Source organism: Photobacterium sp. TY1-4 (assembly GCF_025398175.1).
Lineage (GTDB): Bacteria > Pseudomonadota > Gammaproteobacteria > Enterobacterales > Vibrionaceae > Photobacterium.
Genome location: NZ_CP099735.1, coordinates 465,717 through 491,095, shown reverse-complemented (window position 1 = coordinate 491,095; position 25,379 = coordinate 465,717). Strand labels below are relative to the sequence as shown.

The following is a 25,379-nucleotide window of genomic DNA, read 5'->3' as shown; positions in this document are numbered from 1 at the left end:
ATTCCACCCGTTGAAATGCATGTGGTTGAATTTGGCGAATCCTGAGGAATATCCATAAAAGTCAATTGGTTGGGTTGGCCGGGCTCTCTGATTAAGAAAATAACGTCTTGCTATACTTACAGCAACAAAGATCGTGAGGTAAGCATGATGAGTAAGATTTTCTGCGTTTTCGTACTGTCTTGTATCGGCTTCGGACTATTCGGTTGTTCCAGCAACCCGTATGGTGATTCCTATGGTGTCGCGGATACCCGGACTATTCAACAAGTGCGGTATGGCACCATTATGAAAACCGAGCCGGTGACCATTGAAGGGGAAGGCCAGGTGGTCGGGGCTGTCGCCGGTGCTGCGATCGGTGGGATTTTAGGCTCGAAAATCGGGGGTGGTTCGGGATCTGACATTGCTGCAATTGGTGGGGGTGTGCTGGGCGGCGTCGCCGGGAGTAAAGCAGCCAAGGGTGTGACCCAGCGACAAGGGGTGAACCTGACCATCAAAATGGATGCAGGGGATACAGTGGCAATTGTTCAGGAGGCCAACCCCAACATGATGTTCCGGGTTGGACAGCGGGTTCGGGTGAATATTGACGGCCGGACGGCCCGGGTCGTTCCGGAATAGCTTGTGGCCGGCGCCATCAAACATGAATGAGAGTTGGGTTGCGGGTCAGCCTTCGCATTGTTGACCCGACCGGGAAACTTCGCCAAGATGCAGGACATTGAATCATAAGTAGATAACATCATGATGACTTACCTCTCCTGTGTTGAACTTGAGCCGGAAAATGTTGCGGCAACCGCGGCCGTAATATGGCTCCATGGCTTGGGCTCGAATGGCCATGATTTTGAAGCAATCGTGCCGGAGTTGCAGCTGCCTGCAGATGCGCCGGTGCGTTTTGTGTTTCCACATTCACCCTCGATGCCTGTGAGCGTCAACGGGGGCGTGGTGATGCCGGCCTGGTACGATATTCTGGAAATGGGCGCCGGACGCCGACTGAATATGGATCAGCTGCTGCATTCGGCGGCGCAGGTTACCGCATTGATTGAGCGGGAGATCGCACGGGGCATTCCCGGCGAGCGGATTGTGCTGGCCGGTTTCTCTCAGGGCGGTGCGGTGGCCTATCATGCCGCACTGAGTTTCCCGCATAAACTCGCCGGTCTGCTGGCGCTCTCGACTTACTTTCCGACCTCCGATCGGATCACAATCACCGAGGCCAATCGCACCATCCCGCTGGAAGTGATGCACGGTAGTTACGACCCGGTCGTGTTACCGGCGATGGGTCAGGCGGCGGTGCAGGATCTGGAGGCTGCGGGCTGTAAGCCCAACTGGCGTACTTATCCGATGGAACATCAGGTCTGTATGCCGCAAATTCGGGACATAGCGGCGTGGTTAAAGCAGGTTCTGGCGTTATAAGTGACAGCCCTAGTGATCATTCTGATGTGACAGGGTAGAATCAGTCGCCTGTTTGGCCGCCGGGGCAAAGTGCTCCGGCGGTGTCACCTCACACGATAGATCTTGATATGCATTCCCCGGAACACTGCTTTACGCCTTTTCAGCACCCGATTGATCTCCAGACGCTGCCCGAGCGATTTACGTTTCCGTTTTACTATGACCCGCATCCGCTGTGTTTGCAGGCGGCCGCCGAACTGCAGCAACACCTGGAAACCCAGCACGACTGGCAGCACAATTTTGGCTTAGACGGCGAGACGGAAACGGCAATCGGTAAAATGTTCGGCGTACTGTTGGTACAAAACGCCCAGGGTGAAATCGGCTATCTGTCGGCTTTTTCCGGCAAGCTGGCGGATCAGAACCTGCTGCCGCATTTTGTCCCGCCGGTGTTTGATATGCTGGCCAAAGACAGTTTCTTTTTGGCAGAGCAGGTGGAGATAAACCAAATCAATGCCCGAATCCAAACCCTGCAAGCCGATCCGCAATTGCACCAGTTGGCGAGGCAACGCAAAGAAGCCCGACAGCAGGGCGATGCCGAAATCAGCGCGTTGCAGGCCCAGATTGTCGAAGCGCGTAAAATCCGTAAGCAAAAACGGGCAGAAGGCGAGGAGACGTTGGCTGGTGATACGTTGCAGGCCCTGCTGGCCGAGCTGGGACGTGAAAGTATAGATGAGAAATATCGCATCAAAGATCTCAAGCGCCATTGGCATGAGCGACTGGCGTTATTGGACGGACAATACGAGGCGCTGGCGCAAGTTATCAACGCGCTGAAAACCCAGCGGAAGCTGCAATCTTCGGCTTTGCAGGAAAAGATTTTTGCCCAATATCGTTTCTTAAATGCCCATGGTGAAGAAAAGAGCCTGGGAGAGCTGTTCTCTGCGGCGCCGCATGGGATCCCCCCCGCCGGGGCTGGCGAGTGTGCCGCGCCGAAGCTGCTGCATTATGCCTATCAATGGGGGATGAAGCCGCTGGCCCTGGCCGAATTCTGGTGGGGGCGCTCTCCGAAATCAGAAATTCGTCAGCACCTGAATTTCTATCCGGCCTGTCGGGGCAAATGTCAGCCGATCCTGGCGCATATGCTTGAGGGGCTGAGCGTGGATGACAATCCGATGCTGACCAATCCTGCCGCGGGCAAATCGCTGGAGATCGTCTACCAGGATGATGCCATGGTGGTGGTCAATAAACCGGCAGAGTTCCTGTCGGTGCCCGGTAAAACCATTGAAGATTCAGTTTACTTGCGGATCCGCGAGAGTTTTCCGCAGGCGACCGGGCCGTTGATTGTTCATCGCCTGGATATGTCGACGTCCGGACTGATGGTGCTGGCGCTGACCAAAGACGCGAACAAGGCATTACAAAAACAGTTCATTCAGCGCACCGTCACCAAGCGTTATGTCGCCCTGATTGAGGGGGATCTGGTACAGGATGAAGGGAAAATTCATCTGCCGCTGCGGGGGGATCTCGATGATCGACCACGCCAGCTGGTGTGCCATAAGCATGGCAAACCCGCGGAAACGTTCTGGCAGGTCGTAACGCGCAAGGATAACCGGACCAAGGTTTACCTGTACCCGAAAACCGGGCGTACCCATCAGCTTCGGGTTCACTGCGCCCATGTGGACGGGCTGGCATCTCCAATTGTTGGTGACGATCTGTATGGCGTTCGGGCGGACCGTCTGCATCTGCATGCGGAGTTGCTGGAGCTGAATCATCCGGTCACCCGCGAGCCGATGCGTTTTCAGGTCGACGCGGCGTTCTGAGGCGTGGTCTGAAAATTTGCCGCCACTCAGAATGTGGCGGCTTTGCCGTCGGGGCGATATGACAACGGCCCGGCTCATTTCCCGGCAATTTTAGCAGCCAGTAAGCCTTGCAGATTGTAGATGTTGGTTTTGCTGTTAAATTCGAGTTCAATCGGTTCGTGCTGGCCCGAGACCCAGATCTTCAGCTCCGCATCCAGGTCGAAATGGCCGTTGCTCTCGACGGTGTACTGGGTGATGGATTTGAAGGGAATGGTGCGATATTCGACTTTCTTTCCCGTCAGTCCCTGTTTGTCGATTAAGATCACCCGCCGATCGGTCAGCACGATCATGTCACGGATCAGTTTATAAGCCAGCTCGATCTGCTCCGAAGGCCCCAGGATAGTGGCCAGCTCTTCAGTGGCTTCTTCAATCTCCATTTCACCGGCATTGCCTAATAGGGCGTTCAATAATCCCATGTTTCCCTCCGTTGATGATGTTGAGCGGATCCGGTTGCAAGCCGGACATTAATTATATATGAAGCGACCGGGTCAGTGGTCGCATGAAACAAAGAATTTCATTATGGTGATAACCACCCATGAACTGAGCGACTGTTTTGACTCTCACTCAGGTGTTCTGTATGAAACACGCTTCGTGTCACTTGTTCTATCTCAATCAAATAATAAAAAAGGGGTTATGGTGAAACCAAACCAATTGAAGTCACAATGGTTGGCTTTAAGTAGTATTGGCTTGCTCGTTGCGTGTGGAAATGATGGTCCGGTCGCAGCCGAGCAAGTTCAAATTGTCAAACCACTCAAGGCAATTGAATATCCGCTGACATCGCACACATCCGCTGGCGGCACAATTACGCCATCGGCAGTGTCGGTGGTTGAAGGGCAACAGTTTCTGTTTATTTTGACGCCGGAAAATGGTTACGTTCTGGATAGCGTCACCGGCTGTCATGGTCAGTTGACTGGAAGTGATTATCAGACGGGGGCAATCACCTCTCCTTGTGAGGTGCGGGCTTCATTCTTGACGCGTGCTGAAGCAGCGGTCAAGCGGGAAGATCATACCTTGGCTTCCGCAGATGAATTGATTGATTTCAGCCGGGAGCAAATTCAAGTCGCGCAGGCCAAGCGACAGGCATTGTTGGAAACGCTGTACCAGAACGTTGGCAGTACGATTTCCTGGCATCCGAGCCACGACAGTATCACGCTGTCGAGTTACCTGCCGGCACATACCATGATGGTGTTGCGCTCGACGCAGGAAGAGAAAGGGAAAGCCTCTGCGAAAGGGTTGGTTTTTGTCGGTGAGCAGGCCGGCCACCGCTATGCAGCGATGGCGGCCAACATGTTTGCCGTTGACAATTCGGCTCAGACGGATCAACTACTGAAAAACCTGCTCCACTGGATGACGGGCGGCGCCGGAGCATCCAAACCGCTGTCGGTGGTGACCACGCATATGTCGAGCCGCAACGATAGTTGGTATTTCCAGCACAATGAAAAAATTCGGACCTGGCTGGCGACCTATTACTCGGGACAGCATGTTGTTCATTCAGAAAACAGTTGTGACTACGCCAGTTTGGCGATTTGTATTGAACAGCAGAAGCCGGATGTGATTGTGATGAGCGACGTGGATCGCAACAGTCAGGGGAGCCCTGCCGGTCAGGCGGTTGTTGAGCTGGCGCGAGCGAATCAGATTCCGCTGATTTATGTCAACCATGAGCGATTTGCCAGCCCACTGGCCAAACCGGTGTTCCGTTACATGGGCCTGCAGGCCGAAGGTAACTACTGGCCTGAGCACCTGGCCAGCGATCTGTCAGTACAAAGTTTAAAAGAAGGCGATGCGCAGTTGCAGGCTGTTGATAAACTGCTGGTGAATCTGAAAAGCGGACAGTTTGATCCGCAGCCGCTTGAGCACTGTGATCGGAATTTGATTTTCTGTAATGACGCCGCGTTCGACCAAGCCTTCAAAAATGGCGCGGACTGGTACCGACTGGCGGCAACCGGGTTGGATAACAGCAGTATTCAGGCCTTTTCGAGCGAACGTTATGCGCTGGTCAAAGCGGGTCTGTTGCTGGCTGACAAATATCGCGCCACAATTGACTACCCGATCACCCATCGTGAGCCAGCGGCCTGGCAGCAGGCGATGTTCGCCGACTGGGCTGTAAGCTATGCCCGAGCCGGTAACCTGGCACAACCGGATCTGGGAGAGTTCATTATAGATGCCGCTCAAGTCAGCACCGGACATCAGGCGCATTATGCTTACCCGGCCACTGAAAAGGACACGCAGACCATTTCAGTACCGTACTCGAATCAATGGACGACAACCGGGTGGTACGCACTGCCGGGACAACCGATCACATTGACGCGTCAGGACAGCAGTGATGCGAGAATGGTTGTGAAGCTGAACTATCACCGCAGTAATACCAACCGTGCCTATCAAACCGGGATCTATCGCGGTCCGTTGGAAGTGATGCAAGAGCGGATTGAATTGGCCAAGGGTGACACGGTGACGTTTTCAACCCCGTACGGTGGTCCGATTTACGCCTATCTTGAGGGAAGCGTTTCCCCTGTTGCCGTGACGCTGAAGGCACAGGGGATTGCCAAGCACCCGGCAATCATGCGTTACGATGATCCGGTGCAGATTGCTCGTTTCAATCAGGTTCTGGAAAATACCGAATTGCCACATGTTGATTTGCGTACCGATGGTGCAGAGCAGCATTTACGTCGGGATCGTTTCCTGCAAGGCTTGAATGATGACATGCCGACGGTAAATGCACTGCTGAAATCGATTGAGGAAGATCACCTGAATTCCGTGTATACCCTGGCAGGGTACAAGATTCAGGGCAGCACACTGACCCAGTCGCTACCGGATGATGTTAAGTCGGTCTGTCAGAACCTGTTCGGTGCCACCGACTGTTTTGATCCGGAAATGCATACCCGCAAGATCATTCAGCATGCCAACTACGATCAGAACTCACATTGTGGGAGCGCGTGTAGCGGCAACCCTTGGGATGCATCCTGGGAGATTTCTCCGACCAGTTGGGGGGATAACCATGAACTGGGCCACAATCTGCAAACCAAGCGTCTGAATGTGCATTTTGTCGATGCGGCGAATAAAGAAAACTGGGATGAATACGGCTCTCGCGCCGGGGAAAACTCCAATAATATTTTCCCATATTACGTCAAATGGAAATCGCATTATGTCCGTGATGGCAAAACCACGACGCTGATTGATTCGCATATGAATCATAAGGATCTGTTTTACGTCTTTATGTCGGATGCTGCGCAGTTGAAAAACAGCGCCAACGAGCGTGTCGTGGTCAACAGTCAGTGTAATGTGATGGACGCTGGCCAGGATCGTTTTACTGTGCCATGGAAGAACAACGACTATGCGGTGCATAACGGCTACCGGATGGCGTTTTATATTCAGATGGCGTTGCGAGCGGATCAGCAGGTGATGGCTTCCGGCGATAAGCTGACCAACGGTTTCCACTTGTTCTCTGTGTTGTATCAGCACAGCCGGATCTTTGGTCAATACGCGGCGAATGAATCTGATTGGTTAGCCCACCGCGCCCAGCTTGGGTTTAGCGACTTTGATTATCAGAACAGTACGTACGGGGATAAGACCGTCAGCAGCATGCCGGGCAACGACTTCATGCTGGTGGCGCTGAGCGTCATCACCGGCCAGGACTGGCGCCCGTACTTTGACATGTTTGGTTTGCATTACTCTTCTCTGGCTGCTGGCCAGGCGAGCAAGAATGCAACCAAAGGGGTCGTACCTGTGGGAATGTACGTGCTTGAACAAGATCTGCCGCCGGCTACGATGAGCTCCGGCCTGGATTTCATCACGCTGTCTGAGTCTGATCCAACAACCCGTTGGCCACGTGATAACTCGTCACCGACTCAGTGTACTCTACCGTAATTCATCCATATTGATGGACCCAATCACAAAGGCTGACGCAATGTCAGCCTTTTACATTATCACCTCAGATATCAAGCATCACATCGCATGCGCTATTTAATCTCAATCTGTTTGGCGCTGCTGGGCTGGGTCGGTTCAACTTTTGGCACATGAACTTTCAAGACCCCATCTTCAAACGCAGCACTGATGGTTTCTTGCTGCAGGTTTTGACCTAAGTAAAAACTCCGCATCAATTTTCCTTCATATCTTTCTTTGCGAATGACTTTGTCGCCTTCTTTCTGCTCATCATTTTTTGATGTCGTCGCTTCAATGGTGAGGTTCCCGCCGTGCACTTGTACGGAAATATCTTCTTTTCGTACCCCGGGTAGATCGGCAGAAATTTCGTAACCGTCTTCTTTTTCGACAATATCGATTCTGGGTGAAAATGACTCCACATCGAATGAATGCCTCAGTGTCGGGAAGGCATTATCGAAAAACTGGGAGAAATCGAACCAGGAATCACGAGGGACCAAGCTCATCTTAACCTCCAGTTCGTCTGTTTTGGACGCATTAATAGTTTAGTTAATTGCCTGCGCGCTATCGGGAAAAATCGAACTAGACTTGATATAAATCAACGGCCGGAAACTGGCATTGTAAAGCGTTGAATCATCAATGTTTTGGTGGCTTCAGAGCGGTGCTCAGTGACCAGTTGGGAAAGGGCCGAGCGGATGTTCAGGCGAAATAGGAGGGCAAAGATGATCAGGCAATTGAAGCGGTTCTCGCACGGGATAGCTGCGGGATTTTCGCCGGTGCTCCCTCGGTTTGTTCTGGCTCTGACAGCTGCGTTGGGAGCATTGCCGGTGACGGCAGCAGATACTTTAGTCAGCGTTCGGGTAAAGGAGCCGGTGAAGCTGGACGGTGTGGCGGAAAGTGTCTGGCTGAAAGCGATCCCGTTAACCGTCACGTTGGATCAGCGAGTGTATCAGCCCCGTGGTGGATCCGGCATGGCTTCAACGTCGGTTTCGGTTCAGTCACTTTATGATGATGAATTTATCTACTTTTTTATCCAGTGGGACGACCCGACGCGCAACCTGGCTTTTATGCCGTGGGAAAAGCAGCCGGATGGGCGCTGGCAGCGGCTGACGAATCCGGATCAGTTCGGTTACGAAAATACGTATCACGAGGATAAAGTCAGTTTTTACTGGAATATCAATACCCAGGGGTTTGATACCCAGGGCTGTGCCATTGCCTGCCATCTGGCCGACAGCCGCGGTTATGTAGCGGATGTCGAGCAAAGTCGCCCCGGCCGTAAATTTACCGCCCGCGAAGATGAGACCCTCGATGCCTGGGTGTGGCGCGCGGTTCGAACCGGGAAAACGGTACAGGCCGATGATCAGTTTGTCGATGCCACCATTGATCCGGCTGAGAACTTGCGCTGGGGAATGAAAGGCGACTTTGTCACCGGCGGCGGGTATCGGGAAAATATCTCGGAAGCCACCCAACAACCGGTGATGGGCAACCGGGTGTGGGATGCGGTGCAGGCTTATGCGCTGAGTCCGGAACAACAGGTCCCGCTGGTAGATACGTTCAGCCCGGGGGATCGCCTGGCCTCGGTGTTGGTGAGTCCCTTTACCGGCTCGCGGGGCGATGTCAGTGCGCAGAGTAACTGGAAAGATGGGAAATGGCTGCTGGAATTGAAGCGCAAGCGCGTTACCTCCGGGCATAATGCCAAGGCGCAGGACATTCAGTTTTCGGAGCTCTCGCAAACATATTATTTTGGCGTGGCGGTGTTTGATAATGCCCAAATGAGTCATTTATACAGCCCGGACGTGTTCCGGATGAAGTTTGAGACGCTGGCTGAATGAATAGGTTTGGTGAATTAGTTTTGGCAGAATAGGTTTGGTTGAATCGATTGAAACATGCTCCTAGTGCCAGAAGCACCCTTGTGTCGCTTAGGTCACTTTGCGCAGTTTAGGTACCATCGCACACCAACAAGCCGGGGATCACCCGGCTCGCTGAATGTTTCATCGCCCGCCGTCAGAAGGGAATGTTGCGGTTACGGTTCGTCGTCATCTTTCGAGGGGGCTCCCCGGGACATTTCCTCCTGGCGATGGCGCTCTTGCATCGTGTCATCGGATTGTTTTTCAACCAGGTTGTCATCAGACGCTTCTGATTTGGATGAAAAAATGTTTTTTAGCCAATCGAACATAGCTCAACCTTAGTGTTATTTGCACAACGTTTAACACCTTATAAGCTTAGTCGTTTACATTTTCGACGGTGTTTTATATAACCGTTTTGAGGGCGGCTGGTTGTTTGAAGGCGACTGACCTATGATGGATGGCCAAGCAGTTTAGTGCGACGAAAAGAAGAAAATGGATTATCAACAACGACTCACACCGGTGATTCGGTATCTGGAGCAACACTTTGCCGAACCGGTGAACTTGCAGCAAGTCGCTGCGATGGCCCACCTTTCCCCATTCCATTTCCACCGGGTGTTTAAAGCGGTTACCGGGGAGACCCTGGGCGGCTTCATCAAGCGGATGAAACTTCAAAATGCCGTCCATTGTTTGTTCTACCATAAAAGCTCGGTGACGGAGGTGGCGATGGACTGCGGCTTTTCGAGCTCGCAAAGCCTGGCAAAAGCTTTTCGGCTCTATTTTGGGGTCTCGCCATCCGAGATTCGCCGCTGTCAGACCCAGCCTGAATTTTCGTCATTGCTGCGAAATAGCAAGATTGGACATGCGTTAAGCAACGGCGGACACGATCCGTTGGCGTTGCAAGGATATGCTTTGTCTTATCAACCACAAAGGAGTGAAATGATGAAGACTGAACATTTTGAACAACGTTGTCTGGTCTCAATTCGTGTAACCGGCCCTTATGGGGAGAACTATCAACCGGCACTGGGAAAACTGTATCAATGGGCGGGTGCTAAGGGACTGGCTGACGGGCAATGCCTGTTTATTTATCACGACAACCCGGAAGTGACGCCGGCGCAACAGTGTCGGACTGATATTTGCCTCACGGTTCCCGAAGGCACGGAAGGCGGGCAGGGGATTGAGATCCAGACTTTGCCTGCCGGGGGATACGCCTCGATTCGCGAAACCGTGACCGAGCAGCGCCAGTATGGCGAATACTGGCAGGTGTTGATGGAAGCGATTGTGGCATCCCAGCTAGAAATCGATGATCGTCCCTGTTTCGAGCTTTACCACAGCTATGATGAACAGACGCATGTCGCTGATGTCAGCTTCTATACCGCGATCAAAGCCTAAACTTGCGGGCCTGATTCACGTGATTCAGGCTGCTGCAGCCAGTCGAAGAGTAAATCCAGTGACGCCGTCTGCAGGTTTTTCGGCCTGACCAGATAGTAGCCATTCCCCGACGCGACGCTGTTGGGGTTTGGCATCACCAGCCGTCCGGCGTCTAAGTCGGGTCGGGCCAGTGTGATATCTCCAATTGCAATCCCGAACCCTTGCATCGCCGCACTCACGGCCAGATCCAGTGTTGCAAAGTGCTGATTTTGCTCACTCTGCTTCATGTCCGGAGCCATTTTTTCTGGAATTGCGCTTTTCTGTGCAATATGGCTCAGCCACAACGACCAGTCACTTTTCTGGGGCGTGGCATGCAGCCAGGTAAATGCGCGCATCTCATCTGCTGCGAGCGTGTGTTCGTGTGTTGCCAGTAGTCTGGGGGAGCACACCGGCGCGAGTTGCTCTTCAAACAACAGGTAACTGATGAGATCTTTTTGCCTCGGGGGCTGGCCGTAGCAAATGGCGGCGTCAAAGGGCTCACTGGCAAAGTTGATATTGTGTTTGATTGCCGAAGTCAGCTCGACATCGATCTCCGGATACTGTTGCTGGAAGGTCATCAGTTTCGGCAACAGCCAGGACGTAATGCAGCTGGGTACTTTCAACTTGATTTGCTGTTTGTCGTTGGTGATCTGATCGACTGCCCGGTGGATCTGATTGAGGGCGTTTTCAACCAGCGGTAAAAACTCGGTCCCTTTATGGGTTAACGTCAGTCCGCGCGCATGCCGGTTAAACAGGCGGATATTCAACCGGGTCTCCAGGCTGCTGATCTGACGGCTGACGGCACCTTGGGTTAAGTTCAGAACCTGCGCTGCAGTGGTGAAATTCAATTGTTGTGCCGTCACCAGAAAAGACTGCAACTCTTTCATCGTTGGGGTGTGGATCATTATTTTCAGCCATTCCAAAAACTCATACCTAGTATGCAGAGATTTCGATTCTTAAATCAATCCTGCTCTGCATATAATTGGTAAAAAGAATGTTAACGGATAAAAATTCACTTAATGTGTTTTTAAATTCGTTATTTGTGTGGTTGTTAGCGATAATATTCGCTTTTCGGAGGTGGTTGTGGAAACACTGGCATCACGCCTTGTTCCTGAGGCAGTAAAAAATCTCATACCCTATCAGTCAGCACGACGCATTGGCGGCCGTGGTCATATTTGGCTCAACGCCAATGAACTGGAGCAGGGTTGTCATTATGGGACGGGCACAGGGGAGTATCACCGCTATCCGGATTTTCTGCCGCATCAGTTGGCAGAGCGGTATCTGGCGTATTGCCTGCAAGGGCGTGACGCTCAGGACCTCGAAGCGCTGGCCGTTCGCGGCGCGGATGAAGCGATCGATCTGCTGGTGCGCACTTTCTGTCAACCGGGGCAAGATAAGATTCTGATTTGTCCGCCGACGTATGCGATGTACGAATTCTGCGCCGAGTCGTTCATGGTTGAGACGGTCAAAGTGCCGCTCCGGGAAGATTTTCAGCTGAATGTGCCTGAGATTTGTGCCCGGCTTCCGCAAGCCAAGGTGCTCTTTTTGTGCTCTCCGAATAACCCGACCGGTAATGTGATCCGGCGGGATGATCTTCTGACTGTGCTGGAAGCCAGTCAGTCGTCAACCCTGGTTGTTGTTGATGAGGCGTATATTGAGTTCGCCCCGGAAACAACCGTGGTGGACCTGATCACACAATATCCGAATCTGGTCGTGATCCGGACTTTGTCCAAAGCGTTTGGCCTGGCGGCAGTGCGTTGCGGTTTTCTGTTGGCCCATCCCCATGTCATGACCTATGTCGCCAGGCTGATCGCCCCTTATCCAATCGCAGACCCGGTCGCGCAAATTTCGCTGAGTGCTTTAAGTGAGGCGGGCGTGGCGCAAATGCAGGCGCAGACGGCTTCGCTTGTTGCCGTGCGGGACTGGTTTATGGAGCAGGTGCGACAGCTGCCGATGGTTGAAGCGGTGTATCCGTCGGCGACAAACTTTGTGCTGATTCGTTTTCGCGGGCCTGAGTGCATGTATGCCTATCTGCTCGAGCGAGGCATTGTCACGCGCAATCAGGCGCACGATCCGGCGTTAAATCACTGTGTACGGATCTCGGTGGGATCAAAAAACAGTATGCTCGAAACCTTAAATGCATTAAAAGAATATCAGTAGAAGAGGGATCTGACGATGAAGAAAATGATTGGCATGGGCCTGGTGGTGGCCGCAATGAGTATCAGCAATGTCCAGGCGGCGCAGCAAAAAACGGTGCGTTTAGCCTCAGATTTTACCTATCCGCCGTTCAACTACAAGGATGCCTCGGACTCGCCGCGTGGTTTTGACATCGAAATTGCCGATGCCCTGTGCGCGGTGGCGGAGCTGGAGTGTACCTGGGTGACGATGAGCTGGAACGGCTTGATCCCGGCACTGCTGGCCCGCAAGGCGGACGTGATTATGGCTTCCATGCGGATCACGGCTGAACGTAAGAAGCGTGTGTTGTTTACCGATAAGTATTATCAGGCACCGGCACGGTTTATTGGGAAAGGCGATGCCGGATTGTCGATCGACCAATCCGGTCTGGCAGGCAAGCGGATCGGGGTCCAGTTGGGGACGATTCATGACCGCTATGTCACAGACATGTTTGGCGACGTTGCGAAAATTCAGCGCTATACCGGGCAAGATGAAGTGTACCTGGATTTGCAAAACGGCCGACTGGATACCGTGTTCGGCAATGCGGATCAACTCAGCCTGGCGTTCCTGGAGCAAGAGCGCGGTGAAGGGTTTACCTTTGTCGGTGACGCGGTCACGGATCCGGCCTATATCGGGGAAGGCACTGCGCTGGCGCTGCGCAAGCAAGATACCGAGCTGGCTGAGAAGTTTAACCGGGCGATTGAAACCATTCGTGCCAACGGTACTTACGACAAAATTGCTGCAAAATACTTTACGTTCGATATTTACGGCGGCGAATAAGCGTTCCTAAACCGTTTACAGGAACTTGATAGACAGACAAAAAAACAGCGCTGAGGCGCTAATGCCGTTCACTTAAGGTGAGCGGCATTTTTCTTTTGGGCGTATCTTTTGGGGCGAGGCTTGACTGTTCTGGGGAAGGTTCTTTCTCTTCGTCCCTCTAATATCAAACTTTCAGCCATGCTGTGGAAGCTCTTGAGCTGGCGTGGGATAGCTCCCGGTGTTGAGTACGGTAATCCAACCAGTAAGCGCATTATGTGTGCGAGCGTTCCATTGAAACTCAGTTGGTAAGGCAAGTAGTTCCCTTTTAGGGTGAAGCAGAGCTCCACCATCTGATAACGGATCAGGTTGTAAGTCAGTAAAATCCCCCACAGCTCTTGCTTCACCAGTTCGGGGAGACGGCTTCGAAGGGTCAGACGGTTGCCCAACATATACTGCTTTTGCTCTCGGTAACCCATTTCTATTTCCCAGCGATGTCCATAGAGACTGCTGATATCTGCGGCAGGGTAGCGCATAGCATCTACCATTGAAGTCAGCACCTCGTATGTCTTCCCTTTGACTTTACGCGTGACTAAGCGAGCGGTGATTTTATCCGGTAGATTGGGCCAAAGTTTACGGGCTCTCGGGTTACTTCTCAGTGATACCAGTTTGTCGTTTCGGCCTAAAGATTGTACGATCTCATATTGCGTATTTTTCTTTAATGGGAGCAACCAGTGGCGTTCAGTACCCGCCTGATGCCACTGATGCAGCAAGCCCAGAGAGTAAAAACCTTTATCGAACATGGTGAGGCTATGATCTGGGGTCGTCTCAATGAGTTTCTCTGCCAACACCATCTCATTGACAGCATAGTCATCGAAAGCACTGCCTGTAATTAAATGGCTGCTTAACTCCATTTGGCAGACCATGCGGACTTGAGGGTATTGGGTGTCTTTTTGCCGGGAGAATACTTCGTTATTTTGTGGACTGTCCGGCGTCCGCCAGACCACGCCATCAACGCCCAACAGTGTGAGGCCGTTCCAGTGAGGCAAGTTGGCGCCTTCCATCCACGCGGCAGTCATACGTTCGAAGACCGCTCTCATGGCAGGCTCCCCGAGAGTCTTTCGACGTTGGGTCAATGCACTTGGAGCAACAAAAGCCTTCCCGGTTCTATCAACAATATCTAGCTGATTTACAAGATCTTTCACTGACTTGTCATTGTAAATGGCCATGCCAACCAATAGCCAGACCATGGATTCCAGCGTCAACTTTCGCTTGCGCATCGTGACGGTATCCGTGAGGGAATAGGCTTCATCAATCAGTTCGAGAGGAAGCAAGTCAGCCAGTGTTTCTACTTGGTTAGGCTTCCAGTTATTAATGATATCGAGGGCTTGTGAGACGTCCATAAAAAATCCGAGTGCACTGAATACACTCGGATTTTGACAGCTCCAGAGGATCGTTCAACCGATCATTTTTGGCTTAACTGATCGGCATTAGCGCTGAGGCGCTGTTTTTTATGCTCGGTGTGAAATGGCAATCGTTGTGGTCATCAACATGTCACCCCATCCCGTCATCTTTGCGACAGAACCCGAATTTATGGCGAGTGCTTGTCCAGCATTCTATCTCAATCGTTTCTTCACGAAAGCATGGTCAACCAGAGTGAGACCAATCCGCTTGTAATAGTCCATTGCTCCCGGTGCTGACAGCAATACCAAGGACACCTCGTCTCCAGTTGCTTGTCTGACTTGAGAGATAAGCGCTGTCCCAATTCCTTGTCGTTGATAAGCTCGGTCTACGGCAAGATCTGACAGATAGCAGCAATAACAGTAGTCGGTCAGTGCACGACATACACCAATCAGTTTATCTTCATGCCAGGCTGAGACAATCAGGTTCGCACCTTCGAGCATAGATGTTATCCGTGGGATGTCATCACTGGGCCGGTTAATGCCGGAGGCTTTAAATACTCTTGCAACTTCCTGCGGATCCAGGGGGTGATTTTGGCGGTACTCGATCATTGAGCTTTAACTCCTGAGGCTGAATGTAATTGCTTTGTCTGAATCTTTCTACATAAATACAGACCTATTATGGGAAGGGTCATATAGCAGGTGCTGATGATCAGGACGCTGTTATCGGACATCACTGACACTAAAGCATTCACCATGAAGGCCAGCGCCATCTGCGAGCAAGAGTAGACCGCGCCTGCCGCGCCACGTTTGTCAGTAAATGGGGTCATTGATATTGCAGACGCACAGATCACAATGAAGGTGTAGCTGAAGAATACGCCTGAAACACTAATTAGGAACGTCGTAGTAGATAGGTATCCAGACTCTGTTAACAGTAGCAATGAAAAGCCGCTTACGATGAGGATAATCAATCCAGTCGCGATGACAGTGTGCATACCGTAGTTATTGATGAGCTTAGGCAAGAGAGAGCGACTTACGAGTAAACCGGCCCCTACAAACGCGGACATCCACCCATAGTCGGTCGGGGACATCCCGAATAGTTCTTGCAGAATAAAGGCGCTAGAACTTGTATACATCACGAAGCAGGCCATTCCAATGCCCGAAAGTACTGTGGCCAGAAGTAAGATATCGTTTTTAAGCACTGAGCGATAATTCGCGAAGCATTCATGCAACTTTATGGATTGGTCCTTGTATCTGTTCGTTTCCGGACATAACAGAGCGTAGATAACAAGTATGCAAAAGAGCATTGCAGCCATTACCACGAAGTTGGTTTGCCACCCGTACCATGATTGAATGGCACTGCCGATCACAGGACCAAAGACAATAGACAGTCCCGTGAACATGGTTATGTAGGAGCTGGTAATGGCATAGCGCTCACCCTGGACGATATCAGACAGTACAACACGAGACAGTGCGATGCTCACGCCACTACCGAAACCTTGAACAAAGCGGGAAGCCAGGAATGGCTCGATATCAGAGAGTGTGGTTGCCCACAAATTGCCGGCTATGGCAGTGGAAATTCCGATCATGATGACCGGCTTTCGCCCATATTTATCACTTAATGGTCCGTATACAAGGGCGCTGCAGCCAACGCCAAGTAGAAAAATTGATATTGAGGACTGCATCAGCTTCTGGGTAGTGCCCATGAACTTTGTCATTTCCGGCAATGAAGAAAGATGAATATCTGTTCCCATCAAGCCGATAAAAAGCAGTAGCGTTAGAATGGCCACCACTTTAAGTTCTTCACGAGATAGTGGGGCATGTTTTTTCTGAGGCATATTTACCCTTATTTGTTGCTCTGGTTTCGAGTGCATATCTGCCAAAACCTGGCCATGCCGTACCGGCAGGTATGTTTGTTAACTTAAATAAATACAATAGTTTACGTACCAGTAAACCTCTCGTAACTTAGGCGAGGCCTTTATACCAATTAACATTTATGTAATGAAATTTTTTCTGCCCCAATGCGGTAAAATCAGTTACATATGAGGTGTGGCGCACATACTTATCATGAGGTACTGTACGTGCATTGATTTATATGTGGTTGTTTTTATGAAGGCTTTGCTGGGGTTTGTGGGTGTCGCCAATGTATTGGCCGGGGTCGTGGTGTGGCTTTGTCACCGGCTTTGGGGTTGGCCGACGATCAACTATTCCTCCGATTATCTGTTTTTTAATGCGTTGATTCTGTGGGGGCTGGCCGGACTATTGTGGGATGGCGGCAGGCAAGGGCGTTTATATGATCGCGACCGCGGAGCGAGAAAGGCCCAGTCGCTGGTGACGGATTTCGACCATGCGCAAAATAACCTTGATGAATTCAGGGCCAATTTTCACACCGGCTTAAAACTCTTTATCGCCGGTCTGGTGGCGATGGTTGGCAGTTTTGTGCTGAACCAGTTGTCTTAGCGGCCGTTGCGTTGCTTCGGGGGCGGTTTGCTGCACCGAATGCCCTGAACTAGGCTTGGGGATACGGTGGGATAGCCCTGAGGACTCTGGTTGCTGATGCCTGACGCTTCTGATGATCGCCATGCCCCGATCTGGCGAACAGCCTGGTTCCGGTTCTATGAAGAGCTGAATGATTTTCTGCCGAATGACCGGCGAAAAGTGCGTTTTCCTTACCGTTTTGCCGTGAAACCGGCTATCAAAGATACCCTCGAAGCCATCGGCGTCCCGCATACGGAAATTGATTTGATCCTAGTCGACGGCCAATCTGTTGGCTTTGATCACCGGCTTCGGGGCGGTGAGCTGGTATCTGTTTATCCGATGTTTGAGTCTTTCGATATTCAGCCCTTGGTACGACTGCGACCGAAGCCGCTGCGGGAGCCGCGGTTTGTGGTCGACGTCAACTTAGGCAAACTGGCGCGTAAACTGCGCTTGCTGGGTTTTGATACCTTATACAGCAATCAGTTTGAGGACGGTGAAATCGTGGCGCTGTCGGTGTCGGAGCAGCGCATCATTCTGACCCGGGATAAGTTTATTTTTAAATATCGGATGGTGACGCATGGCTACTGGGTACGCAGCGATCGCCCGGATGAGCAACTCCGTGAAGTCATTTCCCGTTTCCAGCTTGAGCACAATTTTCGTCCGTTTACCCGGTGCTCCCGTTGCAATGGCCGTTTATCAACGATTGAGCAGGAGCAAGTCATTGGCCGGGTCCCAGAGAACACTCTCAGGTATTATTCTGAATTTTTTCAGTGCCGGGACTGTCATCATCTCTATTGGAAAGGAACGCATGTTACTCGTATCGCACAATGGATGTCCCGACTGCAGACCGCCGGATCCTGACCTGAAAATGCCGACTAGGCTTAGTAGATAAACCGCAGTTGTGATTGCTGAATCTTAGACGTTCAACCCGTAATCCGTGTTGCATCCATCGCAAGCGCTGCACGAGGGCAGCACATGCGATGCCGCAAAATTTGCCATCATCGTCTGGTCGGCAACTGCGCAGGAGGGGCCGTATGAAAGCCAATGTAAATGAAGAGCTACTTCGTTCACATCAACCGGAGATGATACGCAAGCGTCTGGCAAAGCCGCCGGAGTCTCAGAATATCTCCGATGCAGTTCTGGGGGGGATCGACGGATGCGTCACGACTTTTGCGGTGGTCTCGGCAGCCGCGGGAGCCGGATTACCGGCATCCGTGGCGGTGATCCTGGGGATCGCCAATTTGCTTGCCGACGGGTTCAGCATGGCGGTCAGCACGTATGAATCCCACCGGGCAGAGCAGGACTACGCCCAGAGCTTGCGGGATATGGAGGAAGCGCATATCGATTTGGTGCCGGAGGGTGAACGGGAAGAGATCCGCCAGATCTTCATCAACAAAGGGTTCAATGGCGAGGTGTTGGAGACCATTGTCGACACGATTTGTGAAGATCGCAAATTGTGGGTGGATACCATGCTGGCAGAAGAGCACGGGGTAAATGATCAGGCGCATATCAATCCGCTGGCGTCTGCCGGAGCAACCTTCCTGGCTTTTCTGGTGGTCGGGGCCGTGCCGTTGTTGCCTTTCTTGACCAGTGCGCTGACTTTATCTCAGCAATTTGCCTTGAGCACCTTGCTGGCGGCTTTGATGTTCTTTCTGATCGGGATGCTCAAAAGCCTGGTGTTTAATTTGCCTTATTTATGGTCCGGGCTGCGGACGCTCGGCATGGGCGGCGCGGCAGCCAGTCTGGCCTATGTGTCCGGCTACTTGCTGCGGGAGCTGTTTGGCTTATCGGGGGTATAGGAAAACAACGTTACGTGTTGCGGCTGAGATCGGTCTTGATCAGATGCAGGATAGCGACGTCATGACCGACTGCAAACCGGACATCCCAGACGTTGGTTAAATGTCCGACCGCAGAAGGCATCAAATCCTGCAAGCCGGACAGTAGCTCGGCGGAGTCTGCCAGCGGGAACCCGTCAATGGCACAAACATCGAGCTCATGGCACCAAGCGTGGAGCGCGGTCTGCTCGTTGCCCGCTTCCACCTGAGACAGATAGGTTGCGCCATCATATTCCAGCACCAGGGTATAGACAGCCATTATTGACCCAACGCCTGACAGGGCCGGTGGGGCTTTGGCGCTCTGCGGACATCGCAGACACCGTAGCCGTGATCGCCGGGTTCAGTCATCTTTCACCATTGATTGGGTGTACCAGCAGGTCAGTTCATGATCGCTGCTGACCAGATTAACCACGACTTCTCCATAGAGCCGCCAGCCATCATTCATCAGCTCGTTGATTTTTTTTTCAAATTCAAATTCATGTTTGTCACAGACAATTTTGTATTGCATATCGTGCCTCCGGCTGGTCGGGAATTACGCAGTGTTACCGGTGTGATGCTGGCCCCCTAGGGCATTGCTTTATTAGCGCGTTGCTTAATAAGGGCATGGCTTTATCAGGACAAAGCTATTCATAAGGACAAAGCTTTTAATAAGAACAAAGCTTTTTTAAGAACAAAGCTTTTTTAAGAACAAAGCTTTTTTAAGAATAGTTATAAAATGTTCGGCAGGCGGCACAAGGATAAGAAAAAAGCCAGCAGGGTGCTGGCTTTTGGTCATCGCAGAAAGATGAAACTTTACAGGCGTTTCGGTTGACGGTATGTGCGCCCGGCAGCCTGGTAGATATCTTTGAGCTTGAGGTCGAAGTTGTCGTAGAAGAACCAGGCGACAAACTTGATGACGTCGTCACCATCGTTCATGATCCACTCTGCAAACTCTTCCGGTTCACCCTGGTCATTTTCCTGCATCGACACGTGATAAATGCGCTGTTCACCGTCGATTTCTGCAAGACGGAACTGGCCGGTCAGGGCAGCGGCGGCATCTGCGATTTCCTGATCTTCGCAAGATTTTAAGGCGTCCAGAACCTGAGGCATGGTGTCATGTTGGCACAGGGATTTGATAAGGGCTTCAAATTGATCTTGTTGCATTTCTTTTCAACTCATAATATTGATAGCCCTATTGTAGCAGTGACCGCCACATAAAGGAAAATGAAGGAGTTATCAATGACAGGAATGACGGACCTCGATCAGTTGCTGCGTCATATGGAGCCCCGGCTTCGGGACGGTGAGTTTGTGTTTTGTACCACGCCGACCTTGAATGATGCCTTGTTTATCCGGCTCAAGCCGCTCGCGACTTTCCGGGAAGACGAAGGGCTGACCCTGGTGCTGGACAAGAATCTGGCCCGGGAAAATGGCTTTGCGGCAGCGCCGGTTTTTCGCGCGATCACCCTGACGGTGCATTCCAGCCTGGAAGCGGTTGGCCTGACCGCCGCTGTGGCCGGTAAACTGGCTGAAAAGGGGATCAGCGCCAATGTGGTGGCTGCCTATTACCACGATCATATTTTTGTCCAGGCGGAAAAGGCGCAGCTTGCGCTGGCCGCACTGGCTGAACTGAGTGCCCAATGATACCAGGCTGAATCAATATCGGTTCACGGACTGATACCGCTTGGTGCCTGCTGTCGGGTTTTTTGCTGTTGCGTATGAACGCATCGAGAGAATGACAAGGAAATTATGTTTATGGAATTACACACCTTATTACTTTTTGCACTGGCTTCGCTGACCCTGAATCTGATCCCGGGGCCGGATGTCATCTACATTTTATCGAATACCATGAAAGGGAAAGCCTCGGCCGGAACTCAGGCTGCGCTGGGGCTGGGCGTGGGTTATCTGTTTCATACCGTGGCGGCGGTCTTCGGTCTGTCGGCGCTGATCCTCAGTTCAGCGTATGCATTTCTGGTGGTGAAATACCTGGGTGCGGCTTACCTGTTGTATCTGGGGATCTGTGCGCTGCGAAGTTTTGCCCGTGGCGAATCGAAGCTGGCGCTGGATGAGAGCCAGAGCGGGACGCAGAATATTTTCCGCCAGGGGGTGATTGTCAGTATCCTGAACCCGAAGGTGGCGATGTTTTTCTTATCGTTCCTGCCGCAGTTTATCGATACCTCCCTGGCGTCGTCACCGACCCATCAGTTGCTGATCCTGGGCGTGGTGTTCTGTGGCCTGGCCACCTTGTGTAATGCCGCATACGCAACGCTGGGAAGCTGGGTTCTGAACAGCCCGCAGGCCTCACGGTTTAGCCGTGCTATCGAAGGGGTGTCCGGGGTGCTGTTAATCGGCCTGGCGGCAAAAATTGCGTTCAGTAAAAACAATGCCGCTTAATCCGGCAAACACAATAGAGATAGCGAGACAATCATGAGCTCAGATCAAACCTGTTGTATGGTGATGACCACTTTTGCCGATGAAGCGAACGGCCAGGCGATTATCCACTCCCTGCTTGAAAAGCGACTGGCGGCCTGTATTCAGGTCCAGTCGATCGAGAGTTACTACCACTGGAAAGGGGCGGTGAATCAGGATCAGGAGAAGCTGATGATGATTAAAACCACCGTTGAGCTGTATGCACAGGTTGAGGCAGATATTCTCGCTCATCATGACTATGAAACACCGGAAATTATCCGGCTGCCCATTACCGCCGGGCTGCCGGATTATCTCAACTGGATCCGCTCGGAGTGCAAGTCGTAACGCATCCGGCTGTGGTTTTTACATATGCGGCCGTGGTTCCATGTTTCGGTGTCGTTGGATATTCGGTGCCGCTACATATTCGGATAGTTCGGACCACCGCCGCCTTCCGGCGTGACCCAGGTAATGTTCTGGGACGGATCCTTGATGTCACATGTTTTGCAGTGAACACAGTTGGCGGCATTGATCTGAAACTTGGGCGTGCCGTTGCTGGTCACAATTTCATACACCCCGGCCGGACAATAGCGCTGGCTGGGCTCGCCGAACCGCTCTAAATGCATGTTCAGCGGCAAACCTTCATCCTTCAGCTTCAAATGACAAGGCTGGTTCTCCTCGTGCTGGGCCCCCGATAAATAGACCGATGATGGCTTATCGAAGCTGATGACACCGTCCGGTTTCGGGTATTCGATCGGCTGGCTTTTTTCCAGCGGGCGCAGGCATTCATGATCGGCTTTGCGATCTTTCACGGTCCAGCGCAGTCGGTGTTTGAGCCAGTTATGCTCTACGGTTGCTAGCGCGCCGCCAATAAGGTTACCGAATTTATGGATCTGGGCACCGAAGTTTCGCGCCTCATCCAGCTCCTGATAAAGCCAGGACTGTTCAAACAGCTGTTCGTAGCCCGGTGTGGTCTGCGCAAATCCTTGGCTGATCTCGCTAAACACCGCCTCGGCGGCCAGCATCCCGGATTTCATCGCGGTATGGCTCCCCTTGATTTTGGCAAAGTTGAGCGTACCGGCGTCACAGCCGACGAGAACGCCGCCCGGAAATTGCTGCCGGGGGAGGGAATATAACCCGCCCTTGGTAATGGCCCGGGCACCATAGGCAATCCGTTGGCCGCCTTTCAGATATTGGTGATACAGGGGATGATGCTTCATGCGCTGGAATTCATCGAACGGGCTGAGGTAGGGATTGTGGTAATTCAGATCGACAATCAGCCCGACGGCCACCTGGTTGTTTTCCAGATGGTAGAGAAAGCTGCCGCCGGTGGTGTCTGACTGGCTTAACGGCCAGCCGACGCCGTGCAGGACTAATCCGGGCTGGTGCTGTTCTGCGGGGATCTCCCACAGCTCTTTGATTCCCAGCGCGTAATGCTGGGGCTGTTTATCGTAGTCGAGATCGAAATTGGCGATCAGCGTTTTGCCCAGATGGCCGCGCGCGCCTTCGGCAAAAATGGTGTACTTGGCGCGCAGTTCAATGCCCGGTTCAAATGTTGGTTTCGGCTCCCCGTTTTTGTCCCGCCCCATATCTGTGGTGATCACACCGGCAACGCCGCCTTGCTCGTTATAGAGGACTTCGGCTGCCGCGAAACCAGGATAAATTTCAGCGCCGAGTGATTCAGCCTGTTGGCCCAGCCAGCGACAGAAGTTGGCCAGGCTGATGACAAAATTGCCGTCGTTTTTCATCGGCTCCGGCGTGAGGTTGAGCGGAAAATTCAGAAAATTGTGCTGGTTGGTGAGCAGACAAAATTGATCTTCACACACGGCGGTATGCAGCGGGGCATCCAGTCGCTCCCAGTCCGGAAACAGTTCGTCCAGCGCCCGGTGCTCGAACAGGGCACCCGAGAGAATATGGGCACCGACTTCCGCGCCTTTTTCAACCACGCAGACCGAAAGCGTCTGACCGTTCTCCTCAGCCAGTTGCATCATGCGGCAGGCGGCGGAAAGGCCGGCAGGGCCTGCACCCACAATCACAACGTCAAATTCCATGCTTTCTCTTTCCATGTCTTCTTTTCCTATGCGTTCTTTTTCCATGCAAAGTTTCCTGAACATTCGAGGCGATATTGGTAACTATAGTCCAGTTGACGTAAACGTAAATTCAACTAGGCTCAAAGTGTATTCGCTTTCGGATATGTCGTTTAAGTCAAGCTTTTAAGTCAACTTATCTCTGGCTGCTGTCAAAGGTCTGACGTGGTTCCGGCGCTTGTTCAGAAGCATGTTGGCAGTCACTTTAATCAGAAAAGGAAGACATCGTGAAAGTACTGGTAGCGATAAAACGTGTGGTGGACCCATACGTTAAAATCAGGGTCAATCGTGACGGCACTGGCGTGGAAACAAACAATGTCAAAATGGCCATGAACCCATTTTGTGAGATTGCCGTGGAAGAGGCCGTCCGGCTCAAGGAAGCAGGCATTGCCGAAGAAGTGGTTGTGGTGTCAGCCGGTGAGTCGGCGTGCCAGGAGCAATTGCGCACCGCTCTAGCCCTGGGGGCTGATCGGGCGATCCACATCGACACGGAAAACAATCTGGAGCCGCTCACGGTTGCCAAGTTACTCAAAGCCGTGATGGATAAAGAGCAGCCCGGTTTGGTGCTGTTGGGCAAACAGTCCATTGATTCGGATAACAATCAGGTGGCGCAGATGCTGGCGGCGTTAACCGGTCGGCCGCAAGGGACATTTGCCTCGAAGGTGGTCGTTGAGGGTGACGTTGTCACGGTAACCCGTGAAGTGGATGGCGGTCTGGAGACCCTAGCGCTGAAATTGCCAGCAATTATCAGTACCGATCTCCGGCTGAATGAGCCGCGTTATGCGTCGTTGCCGAATATCATGAAGGCCAAGAAAAAGCCGATGGAATGTGTGCAGCCGGCTGATTTTGACGTGGCGGTGACCCGTCATCAGGAGATCCTGTCGGTCTCGCCGCCACCGGAACGAGCCGGTGGTATTCAGGTGGCTTCGGTTGCGGAGCTGGTCGATAAGCTGAAAAACGAAGCGAAGGTGATCTGATGGCAACGTTAATTATTGCGGCACATGCGGAACAGACGGTACTGCCGGAAATGTTCAAAGTGATCCAGGCGGCCCGATCGCTGCCGTCTCCGGTATCGGTGTTGGTTGCGGGCAGTGGATGCAGCGTGGTCGCCGAATCGGTCAGCCGGATTGCCGGGGTGGATGAGGTGCTGCTGGCGGACGATGTGGTCTATCAGCATCAGCTGCCGGAGAATCTGGCATCGCTGGTGGTGGAACTGGCCGGACGATTTACCCATGTGCTTGCGCCGGCGAGTACGTTCGGGAAAAACCTGATGCCCCGGGTTGCGGCGTTGCTGGATGTCGGTCAACTTTCTGATGTGATTGCCATCGAAAGTGAAGATACGGTGATCCGCCCTATTTACGCCGGGAATGCGTTGGCGAAGGTGAAGTCGCATGATCCTGTGAAAGTGATGACGATCCGCCCGTCGGCGTTTGACTCGGCACCGGAGCAGGAGACTCCGGCACCGATCACGGCTCTGGAGGGCGCAGTGCCAACCGATCTGGCGCAATTTATCAGTCTGGCGGAGACCCAAAGTGAGCGACCGGATTTATCGGTTGCCAAAGTGGTGATCTCCGGCGGTCGGGGGCTGGGAAACAAAGAGAGCTTTGCCCTGATTGAGCAACTGGCAGACAAGCTTGGCGGGGCCATTGGTGCCTCGCGGGCGGCGGTGGATGCCGGGTTTGTCTCGAATGATTTACAGGTCGGACAAACCGGTAAAATCGTAGCGCCCGAGCTTTATATTGCGGTGGGGATTTCGGGCGCTATTCAGCACTTGGCCGGGATGAAAGAGTCCAAAGTGATCGTGGCGATCAACAGTGATCCGGAAGCGCCGATCTTCCAAATCGCCGACTATGGTCTGGTCGGCGATCTGTTCGACATTCTGCCACAACTGATTGAAGCGGTTTAG

27 protein-coding genes are annotated in these 25,379 nt (G+C 52.5%); 16 read left to right on the top strand and 11 right to left on the bottom strand.

Annotated elements, in window-relative coordinates; all coding sequences use genetic code 11:
- The first annotated feature begins 144 nt into the window (after positions 1-144).
- From NH461_RS18865 to NH461_RS18855, 3 genes are all read left to right on the top strand, one after another.
- A complete protein-coding gene (locus tag NH461_RS18865; RefSeq protein WP_261604145.1) occupies positions 145-612 on the top strand; it encodes a glycine zipper 2TM domain-containing protein in 468 nt (155 codons plus the stop codon).
- 123 nt (positions 613-735) lie between these two features.
- A complete protein-coding gene (locus NH461_RS18860; RefSeq protein WP_261604586.1) occupies positions 736-1,401 on the top strand; it encodes an alpha/beta hydrolase in 666 nt (221 codons plus the stop codon).
- A 107-nt stretch (positions 1,402-1,508) separates the two neighbouring features.
- Positions 1,509-3,191: an RluA family pseudouridine synthase gene (locus NH461_RS18855; protein ID WP_261604144.1), complete on the top strand. Its 1,683-nt coding sequence runs from the start codon at positions 1,509-1,511 to the stop codon at positions 3,189-3,191.
- A gap of 74 nt (positions 3,192-3,265) precedes the next feature.
- Here the strand turns inward: NH461_RS18855 and NH461_RS18850 are convergent, their stop codons facing one another.
- Entirely contained in the window at positions 3,266-3,646 is a 381-nt protein-coding gene (locus NH461_RS18850; protein WP_261604143.1) for a PH domain-containing protein, read from the bottom strand.
- Between the two features lie 217 nt (positions 3,647-3,863).
- Here NH461_RS18850 and NH461_RS18845 point away from each other — a divergent pair, with 217 nt between their 5' ends.
- Positions 3,864-7,094 carry an ImpA family metalloprotease gene (locus NH461_RS18845; RefSeq protein WP_261604142.1) on the top strand — a complete coding sequence of 1,077 codons (3,231 nt, stop codon included), beginning with the start codon at positions 3,864-3,866 and terminating at the stop codon, positions 7,092-7,094.
- A gap of 92 nt (positions 7,095-7,186) precedes the next feature.
- On the opposite strand, the gene NH461_RS18840 is transcribed toward NH461_RS18845, so the two are convergent.
- Entirely contained in the window at positions 7,187-7,612 is a 426-nt protein-coding gene (locus NH461_RS18840; protein ID WP_261604141.1) for an Hsp20/alpha crystallin family protein, read from the bottom strand.
- Positions 7,613-7,828: 216 nt separating this feature from the next.
- On the opposite strand from NH461_RS18840, the gene NH461_RS18835 reads away from it, so the two are divergent.
- Positions 7,829-8,938 carry an ethylbenzene dehydrogenase-related protein gene (locus NH461_RS18835; protein ID WP_261604140.1) on the top strand — a complete coding sequence of 370 codons (1,110 nt, stop codon included), beginning with the start codon at positions 7,829-7,831 and terminating at the stop codon, positions 8,936-8,938.
- 191 nt (positions 8,939-9,129) lie between these two features.
- Here NH461_RS18835 and NH461_RS18830 read toward each other — a convergent pair whose 3' ends face one another.
- Positions 9,130-9,282, bottom strand: coding sequence for a hypothetical protein (locus tag NH461_RS18830; protein ID WP_261604139.1), 153 nt, complete (start codon positions 9,280-9,282; stop codon positions 9,130-9,132).
- A gap of 163 nt (positions 9,283-9,445) precedes the next feature.
- On the opposite strand from NH461_RS18830, the gene NH461_RS18825 reads away from it, so the two are divergent.
- Entirely contained in the window at positions 9,446-10,342 is an 897-nt protein-coding gene (locus tag NH461_RS18825) for a GyrI-like domain-containing protein (protein WP_261604138.1), read from the top strand.
- Here the strand turns inward: NH461_RS18825 and NH461_RS18820 are convergent.
- Entirely contained in the window at positions 10,339-11,265 is a 927-nt protein-coding gene (locus NH461_RS18820) for a LysR substrate-binding domain-containing protein (protein WP_261604137.1), read from the bottom strand. The two genes, NH461_RS18825 and NH461_RS18820, sit on opposite strands and share 4 nt — an antisense overlap.
- A gap of 178 nt (positions 11,266-11,443) precedes the next feature.
- On the opposite strand from NH461_RS18820, the gene hisC reads away from it, so the two are divergent.
- Entirely contained in the window at positions 11,444-12,520 is a 1,077-nt protein-coding gene (gene hisC / locus NH461_RS18815) for a histidinol-phosphate transaminase (protein ID WP_261604136.1), read from the top strand.
- 15 nt (positions 12,521-12,535) lie between these two features.
- Positions 12,536-13,315, top strand: a complete 780-nt coding sequence (locus tag NH461_RS18810; RefSeq protein WP_261604135.1) for a transporter substrate-binding domain-containing protein — start codon at positions 12,536-12,538, stop codon at positions 13,313-13,315.
- Positions 13,316-13,383: 68 nt separating this feature from the next.
- Here the strand turns inward: NH461_RS18810 and NH461_RS18805 are convergent, their stop codons facing one another.
- The 3 genes from NH461_RS18805 to NH461_RS18795 form a co-directional block, all read right to left on the bottom strand.
- Complete coding sequence (locus NH461_RS18805; RefSeq protein WP_261600205.1) at positions 13,384-14,694, bottom strand: IS4 family transposase; 1,311 nt, start codon at positions 14,692-14,694, stop codon at positions 13,384-13,386.
- Positions 14,695-14,907: 213 nt separating this feature from the next.
- Positions 14,908-15,303, bottom strand: coding sequence for a GNAT family N-acetyltransferase (locus NH461_RS18800; RefSeq protein WP_261604134.1), 396 nt, complete (start codon positions 15,301-15,303; stop codon positions 14,908-14,910).
- Positions 15,300-16,565 carry a multidrug effflux MFS transporter gene (locus NH461_RS18795; protein ID WP_261604133.1) on the bottom strand — a complete coding sequence of 422 codons (1,266 nt, stop codon included), beginning with the start codon at positions 16,563-16,565 and terminating at the stop codon, positions 15,300-15,302. The genes NH461_RS18800 and NH461_RS18795 overlap by 4 nt, the downstream gene beginning before the upstream one ends.
- A gap of 235 nt (positions 16,566-16,800) precedes the next feature.
- Between NH461_RS18795 and NH461_RS18790 the strand changes: the two genes are divergently transcribed.
- From NH461_RS18790 to NH461_RS18780, 3 genes are all read left to right on the top strand, one after another.
- Positions 16,801-17,151 carry a hypothetical protein gene (locus tag NH461_RS18790; RefSeq protein WP_261604132.1) on the top strand — a complete coding sequence of 117 codons (351 nt, stop codon included), beginning with the start codon at positions 16,801-16,803 and terminating at the stop codon, positions 17,149-17,151.
- Between the two features lie 96 nt (positions 17,152-17,247).
- The gene (locus NH461_RS18785) at positions 17,248-18,030 is read left to right on the top strand and encodes a Mut7-C ubiquitin/RNAse domain-containing protein (RefSeq protein ID WP_261604131.1); all 783 of its coding nucleotides are present in this window, start codon (positions 17,248-17,250) and stop codon (positions 18,028-18,030) included.
- A gap of 173 nt (positions 18,031-18,203) precedes the next feature.
- Positions 18,204-18,968, top strand: coding sequence for a VIT1/CCC1 transporter family protein (locus NH461_RS18780; RefSeq protein WP_261604130.1), 765 nt, complete (start codon positions 18,204-18,206; stop codon positions 18,966-18,968).
- A 10-nt stretch (positions 18,969-18,978) separates the two neighbouring features.
- On the opposite strand, the gene NH461_RS18775 is transcribed toward NH461_RS18780, so the two are convergent.
- From NH461_RS18775 to NH461_RS18765, 3 genes are all read right to left on the bottom strand, one after another.
- Positions 18,979-19,263 carry a hypothetical protein gene (locus NH461_RS18775; protein ID WP_261604129.1) on the bottom strand — a complete coding sequence of 95 codons (285 nt, stop codon included), beginning with the start codon at positions 19,261-19,263 and terminating at the stop codon, positions 18,979-18,981.
- 81 nt (positions 19,264-19,344) lie between these two features.
- A complete protein-coding gene (locus NH461_RS18770; RefSeq protein ID WP_261604128.1) occupies positions 19,345-19,512 on the bottom strand; it encodes a DUF1737 domain-containing protein in 168 nt (55 codons plus the stop codon).
- Positions 19,513-19,796: 284 nt separating this feature from the next.
- Positions 19,797-20,147: a hypothetical protein gene (locus NH461_RS18765; RefSeq protein ID WP_261604127.1), complete on the bottom strand. Its 351-nt coding sequence runs from the start codon at positions 20,145-20,147 to the stop codon at positions 19,797-19,799.
- Positions 20,148-20,222: 75 nt separating this feature from the next.
- Between NH461_RS18765 and NH461_RS18760 the strand changes: the two genes are divergently transcribed.
- The 3 genes from NH461_RS18760 to cutA all read left to right on the top strand — a co-directional run bounded on the left by NH461_RS18760 (position 20,223) and on the right by cutA (position 21,734).
- Positions 20,223-20,624, top strand: coding sequence for an ACT domain-containing protein (locus NH461_RS18760; RefSeq protein ID WP_261604126.1), 402 nt, complete (start codon positions 20,223-20,225; stop codon positions 20,622-20,624).
- A gap of 111 nt (positions 20,625-20,735) precedes the next feature.
- On the top strand, positions 20,736-21,374 hold the full coding sequence (locus tag NH461_RS18755; RefSeq protein ID WP_261604125.1) for a LysE family translocator: 639 nt from the start codon (positions 20,736-20,738) through the stop codon (positions 21,372-21,374).
- Positions 21,375-21,407: 33 nt separating this feature from the next.
- The gene (gene cutA, locus NH461_RS18750; protein ID WP_261604124.1) at positions 21,408-21,734 is read left to right on the top strand and encodes a divalent-cation tolerance protein CutA; all 327 of its coding nucleotides are present in this window, start codon (positions 21,408-21,410) and stop codon (positions 21,732-21,734) included.
- 71 nt (positions 21,735-21,805) lie between these two features.
- On the opposite strand, the gene NH461_RS18745 is transcribed toward cutA, so the two are convergent.
- The gene (locus NH461_RS18745; protein ID WP_261604585.1) at positions 21,806-23,452 is read right to left on the bottom strand and encodes an electron transfer flavoprotein-ubiquinone oxidoreductase; all 1,647 of its coding nucleotides are present in this window, start codon (positions 23,450-23,452) and stop codon (positions 21,806-21,808) included.
- Between the two features lie 248 nt (positions 23,453-23,700).
- Between NH461_RS18745 and NH461_RS18740 the strand changes: the two genes are divergently transcribed.
- Both NH461_RS18740 and NH461_RS18735 read left to right on the top strand, forming a co-directional pair.
- Positions 23,701-24,450: an electron transfer flavoprotein subunit beta/FixA family protein gene (locus NH461_RS18740; protein ID WP_261604123.1), complete on the top strand. Its 750-nt coding sequence runs from the start codon at positions 23,701-23,703 to the stop codon at positions 24,448-24,450.
- Positions 24,450-25,379: an electron transfer flavoprotein subunit alpha/FixB family protein gene (locus NH461_RS18735; RefSeq protein WP_261604122.1), complete on the top strand. Its 930-nt coding sequence runs from the start codon at positions 24,450-24,452 to the stop codon at positions 25,377-25,379. The genes NH461_RS18740 and NH461_RS18735 overlap by 1 nt, the downstream gene beginning before the upstream one ends.

What these genes read in the sequence shown, in the direction of transcription:
- NH461_RS18760 (WP_261604126.1), top strand. Translation starts at nt 20,223, where the DNA reads ATGACAGGAATGACGGACCTCGATCAGTTGCTGCGTCATATGGAGCCC.
- NH461_RS18850 (WP_261604143.1), bottom strand. Translation starts at nt 3,646, where the DNA reads ATGGGATTATTGAACGCCCTATTAGGCAATGCCGGTGAAATGGAGATT.
- NH461_RS18825 (WP_261604138.1), top strand. Translation starts at nt 9,446, where the DNA reads ATGGATTATCAACAACGACTCACACCGGTGATTCGGTATCTGGAGCAA.
- NH461_RS18865 (WP_261604145.1), top strand. Translation starts at nt 145, where the DNA reads ATGATGAGTAAGATTTTCTGCGTTTTCGTACTGTCTTGTATCGGCTTC.
- cutA (WP_261604124.1), top strand. Translation starts at nt 21,408, where the DNA reads ATGAGCTCAGATCAAACCTGTTGTATGGTGATGACCACTTTTGCCGAT.
- NH461_RS18790 (WP_261604132.1), top strand. Translation starts at nt 16,801, where the DNA reads ATGAAGGCTTTGCTGGGGTTTGTGGGTGTCGCCAATGTATTGGCCGGG.
- NH461_RS18855 (WP_261604144.1), top strand. Translation starts at nt 1,509, where the DNA reads ATGCATTCCCCGGAACACTGCTTTACGCCTTTTCAGCACCCGATTGAT.
- NH461_RS18830 (WP_261604139.1), bottom strand. Translation starts at nt 9,282, where the DNA reads ATGTTCGATTGGCTAAAAAACATTTTTTCATCCAAATCAGAAGCGTCT.
- NH461_RS18840 (WP_261604141.1), bottom strand. Translation starts at nt 7,612, where the DNA reads ATGAGCTTGGTCCCTCGTGATTCCTGGTTCGATTTCTCCCAGTTTTTC.
- NH461_RS18765 (WP_261604127.1), bottom strand. Translation starts at nt 20,147, where the DNA reads ATGCAACAAGATCAATTTGAAGCCCTTATCAAATCCCTGTGCCAACAT.
- NH461_RS18745 (WP_261604585.1), bottom strand. Translation starts at nt 23,452, where the DNA reads ATGGAAAGAGAAAGCATGGAATTTGACGTTGTGATTGTGGGTGCAGGC.
- NH461_RS18795 (WP_261604133.1), bottom strand. Translation starts at nt 16,565, where the DNA reads ATGCACTCGAAACCAGAGCAACAAATAAGGGTAAATATGCCTCAGAAA.
- NH461_RS18735 (WP_261604122.1), top strand. Translation starts at nt 24,450, where the DNA reads ATGGCAACGTTAATTATTGCGGCACATGCGGAACAGACGGTACTGCCG.
- NH461_RS18775 (WP_261604129.1), bottom strand. Translation starts at nt 19,263, where the DNA reads ATGGCTGTCTATACCCTGGTGCTGGAATATGATGGCGCAACCTATCTG.
- NH461_RS18835 (WP_261604140.1), top strand. Translation starts at nt 7,829, where the DNA reads ATGATCAGGCAATTGAAGCGGTTCTCGCACGGGATAGCTGCGGGATTT.
- NH461_RS18780 (WP_261604130.1), top strand. Translation starts at nt 18,204, where the DNA reads ATGAAAGCCAATGTAAATGAAGAGCTACTTCGTTCACATCAACCGGAG.
- NH461_RS18785 (WP_261604131.1), top strand. Translation starts at nt 17,248, where the DNA reads ATGCCTGACGCTTCTGATGATCGCCATGCCCCGATCTGGCGAACAGCC.
- NH461_RS18800 (WP_261604134.1), bottom strand. Translation starts at nt 15,303, where the DNA reads ATGATCGAGTACCGCCAAAATCACCCCCTGGATCCGCAGGAAGTTGCA.
- NH461_RS18770 (WP_261604128.1), bottom strand. Translation starts at nt 19,512, where the DNA reads ATGCAATACAAAATTGTCTGTGACAAACATGAATTTGAATTTGAAAAA.
- NH461_RS18860 (WP_261604586.1), top strand. Translation starts at nt 736, where the DNA reads ATGACTTACCTCTCCTGTGTTGAACTTGAGCCGGAAAATGTTGCGGCA.
- NH461_RS18805 (WP_261600205.1), bottom strand. Translation starts at nt 14,694, where the DNA reads ATGGACGTCTCACAAGCCCTCGATATCATTAATAACTGGAAGCCTAAC.
- NH461_RS18755 (WP_261604125.1), top strand. Translation starts at nt 20,736, where the DNA reads ATGGAATTACACACCTTATTACTTTTTGCACTGGCTTCGCTGACCCTG.
- NH461_RS18810 (WP_261604135.1), top strand. Translation starts at nt 12,536, where the DNA reads ATGAAGAAAATGATTGGCATGGGCCTGGTGGTGGCCGCAATGAGTATC.
- NH461_RS18820 (WP_261604137.1), bottom strand. Translation starts at nt 11,265, where the DNA reads ATGATCCACACCCCAACGATGAAAGAGTTGCAGTCTTTTCTGGTGACG.
- NH461_RS18845 (WP_261604142.1), top strand. Translation starts at nt 3,864, where the DNA reads ATGGTGAAACCAAACCAATTGAAGTCACAATGGTTGGCTTTAAGTAGT.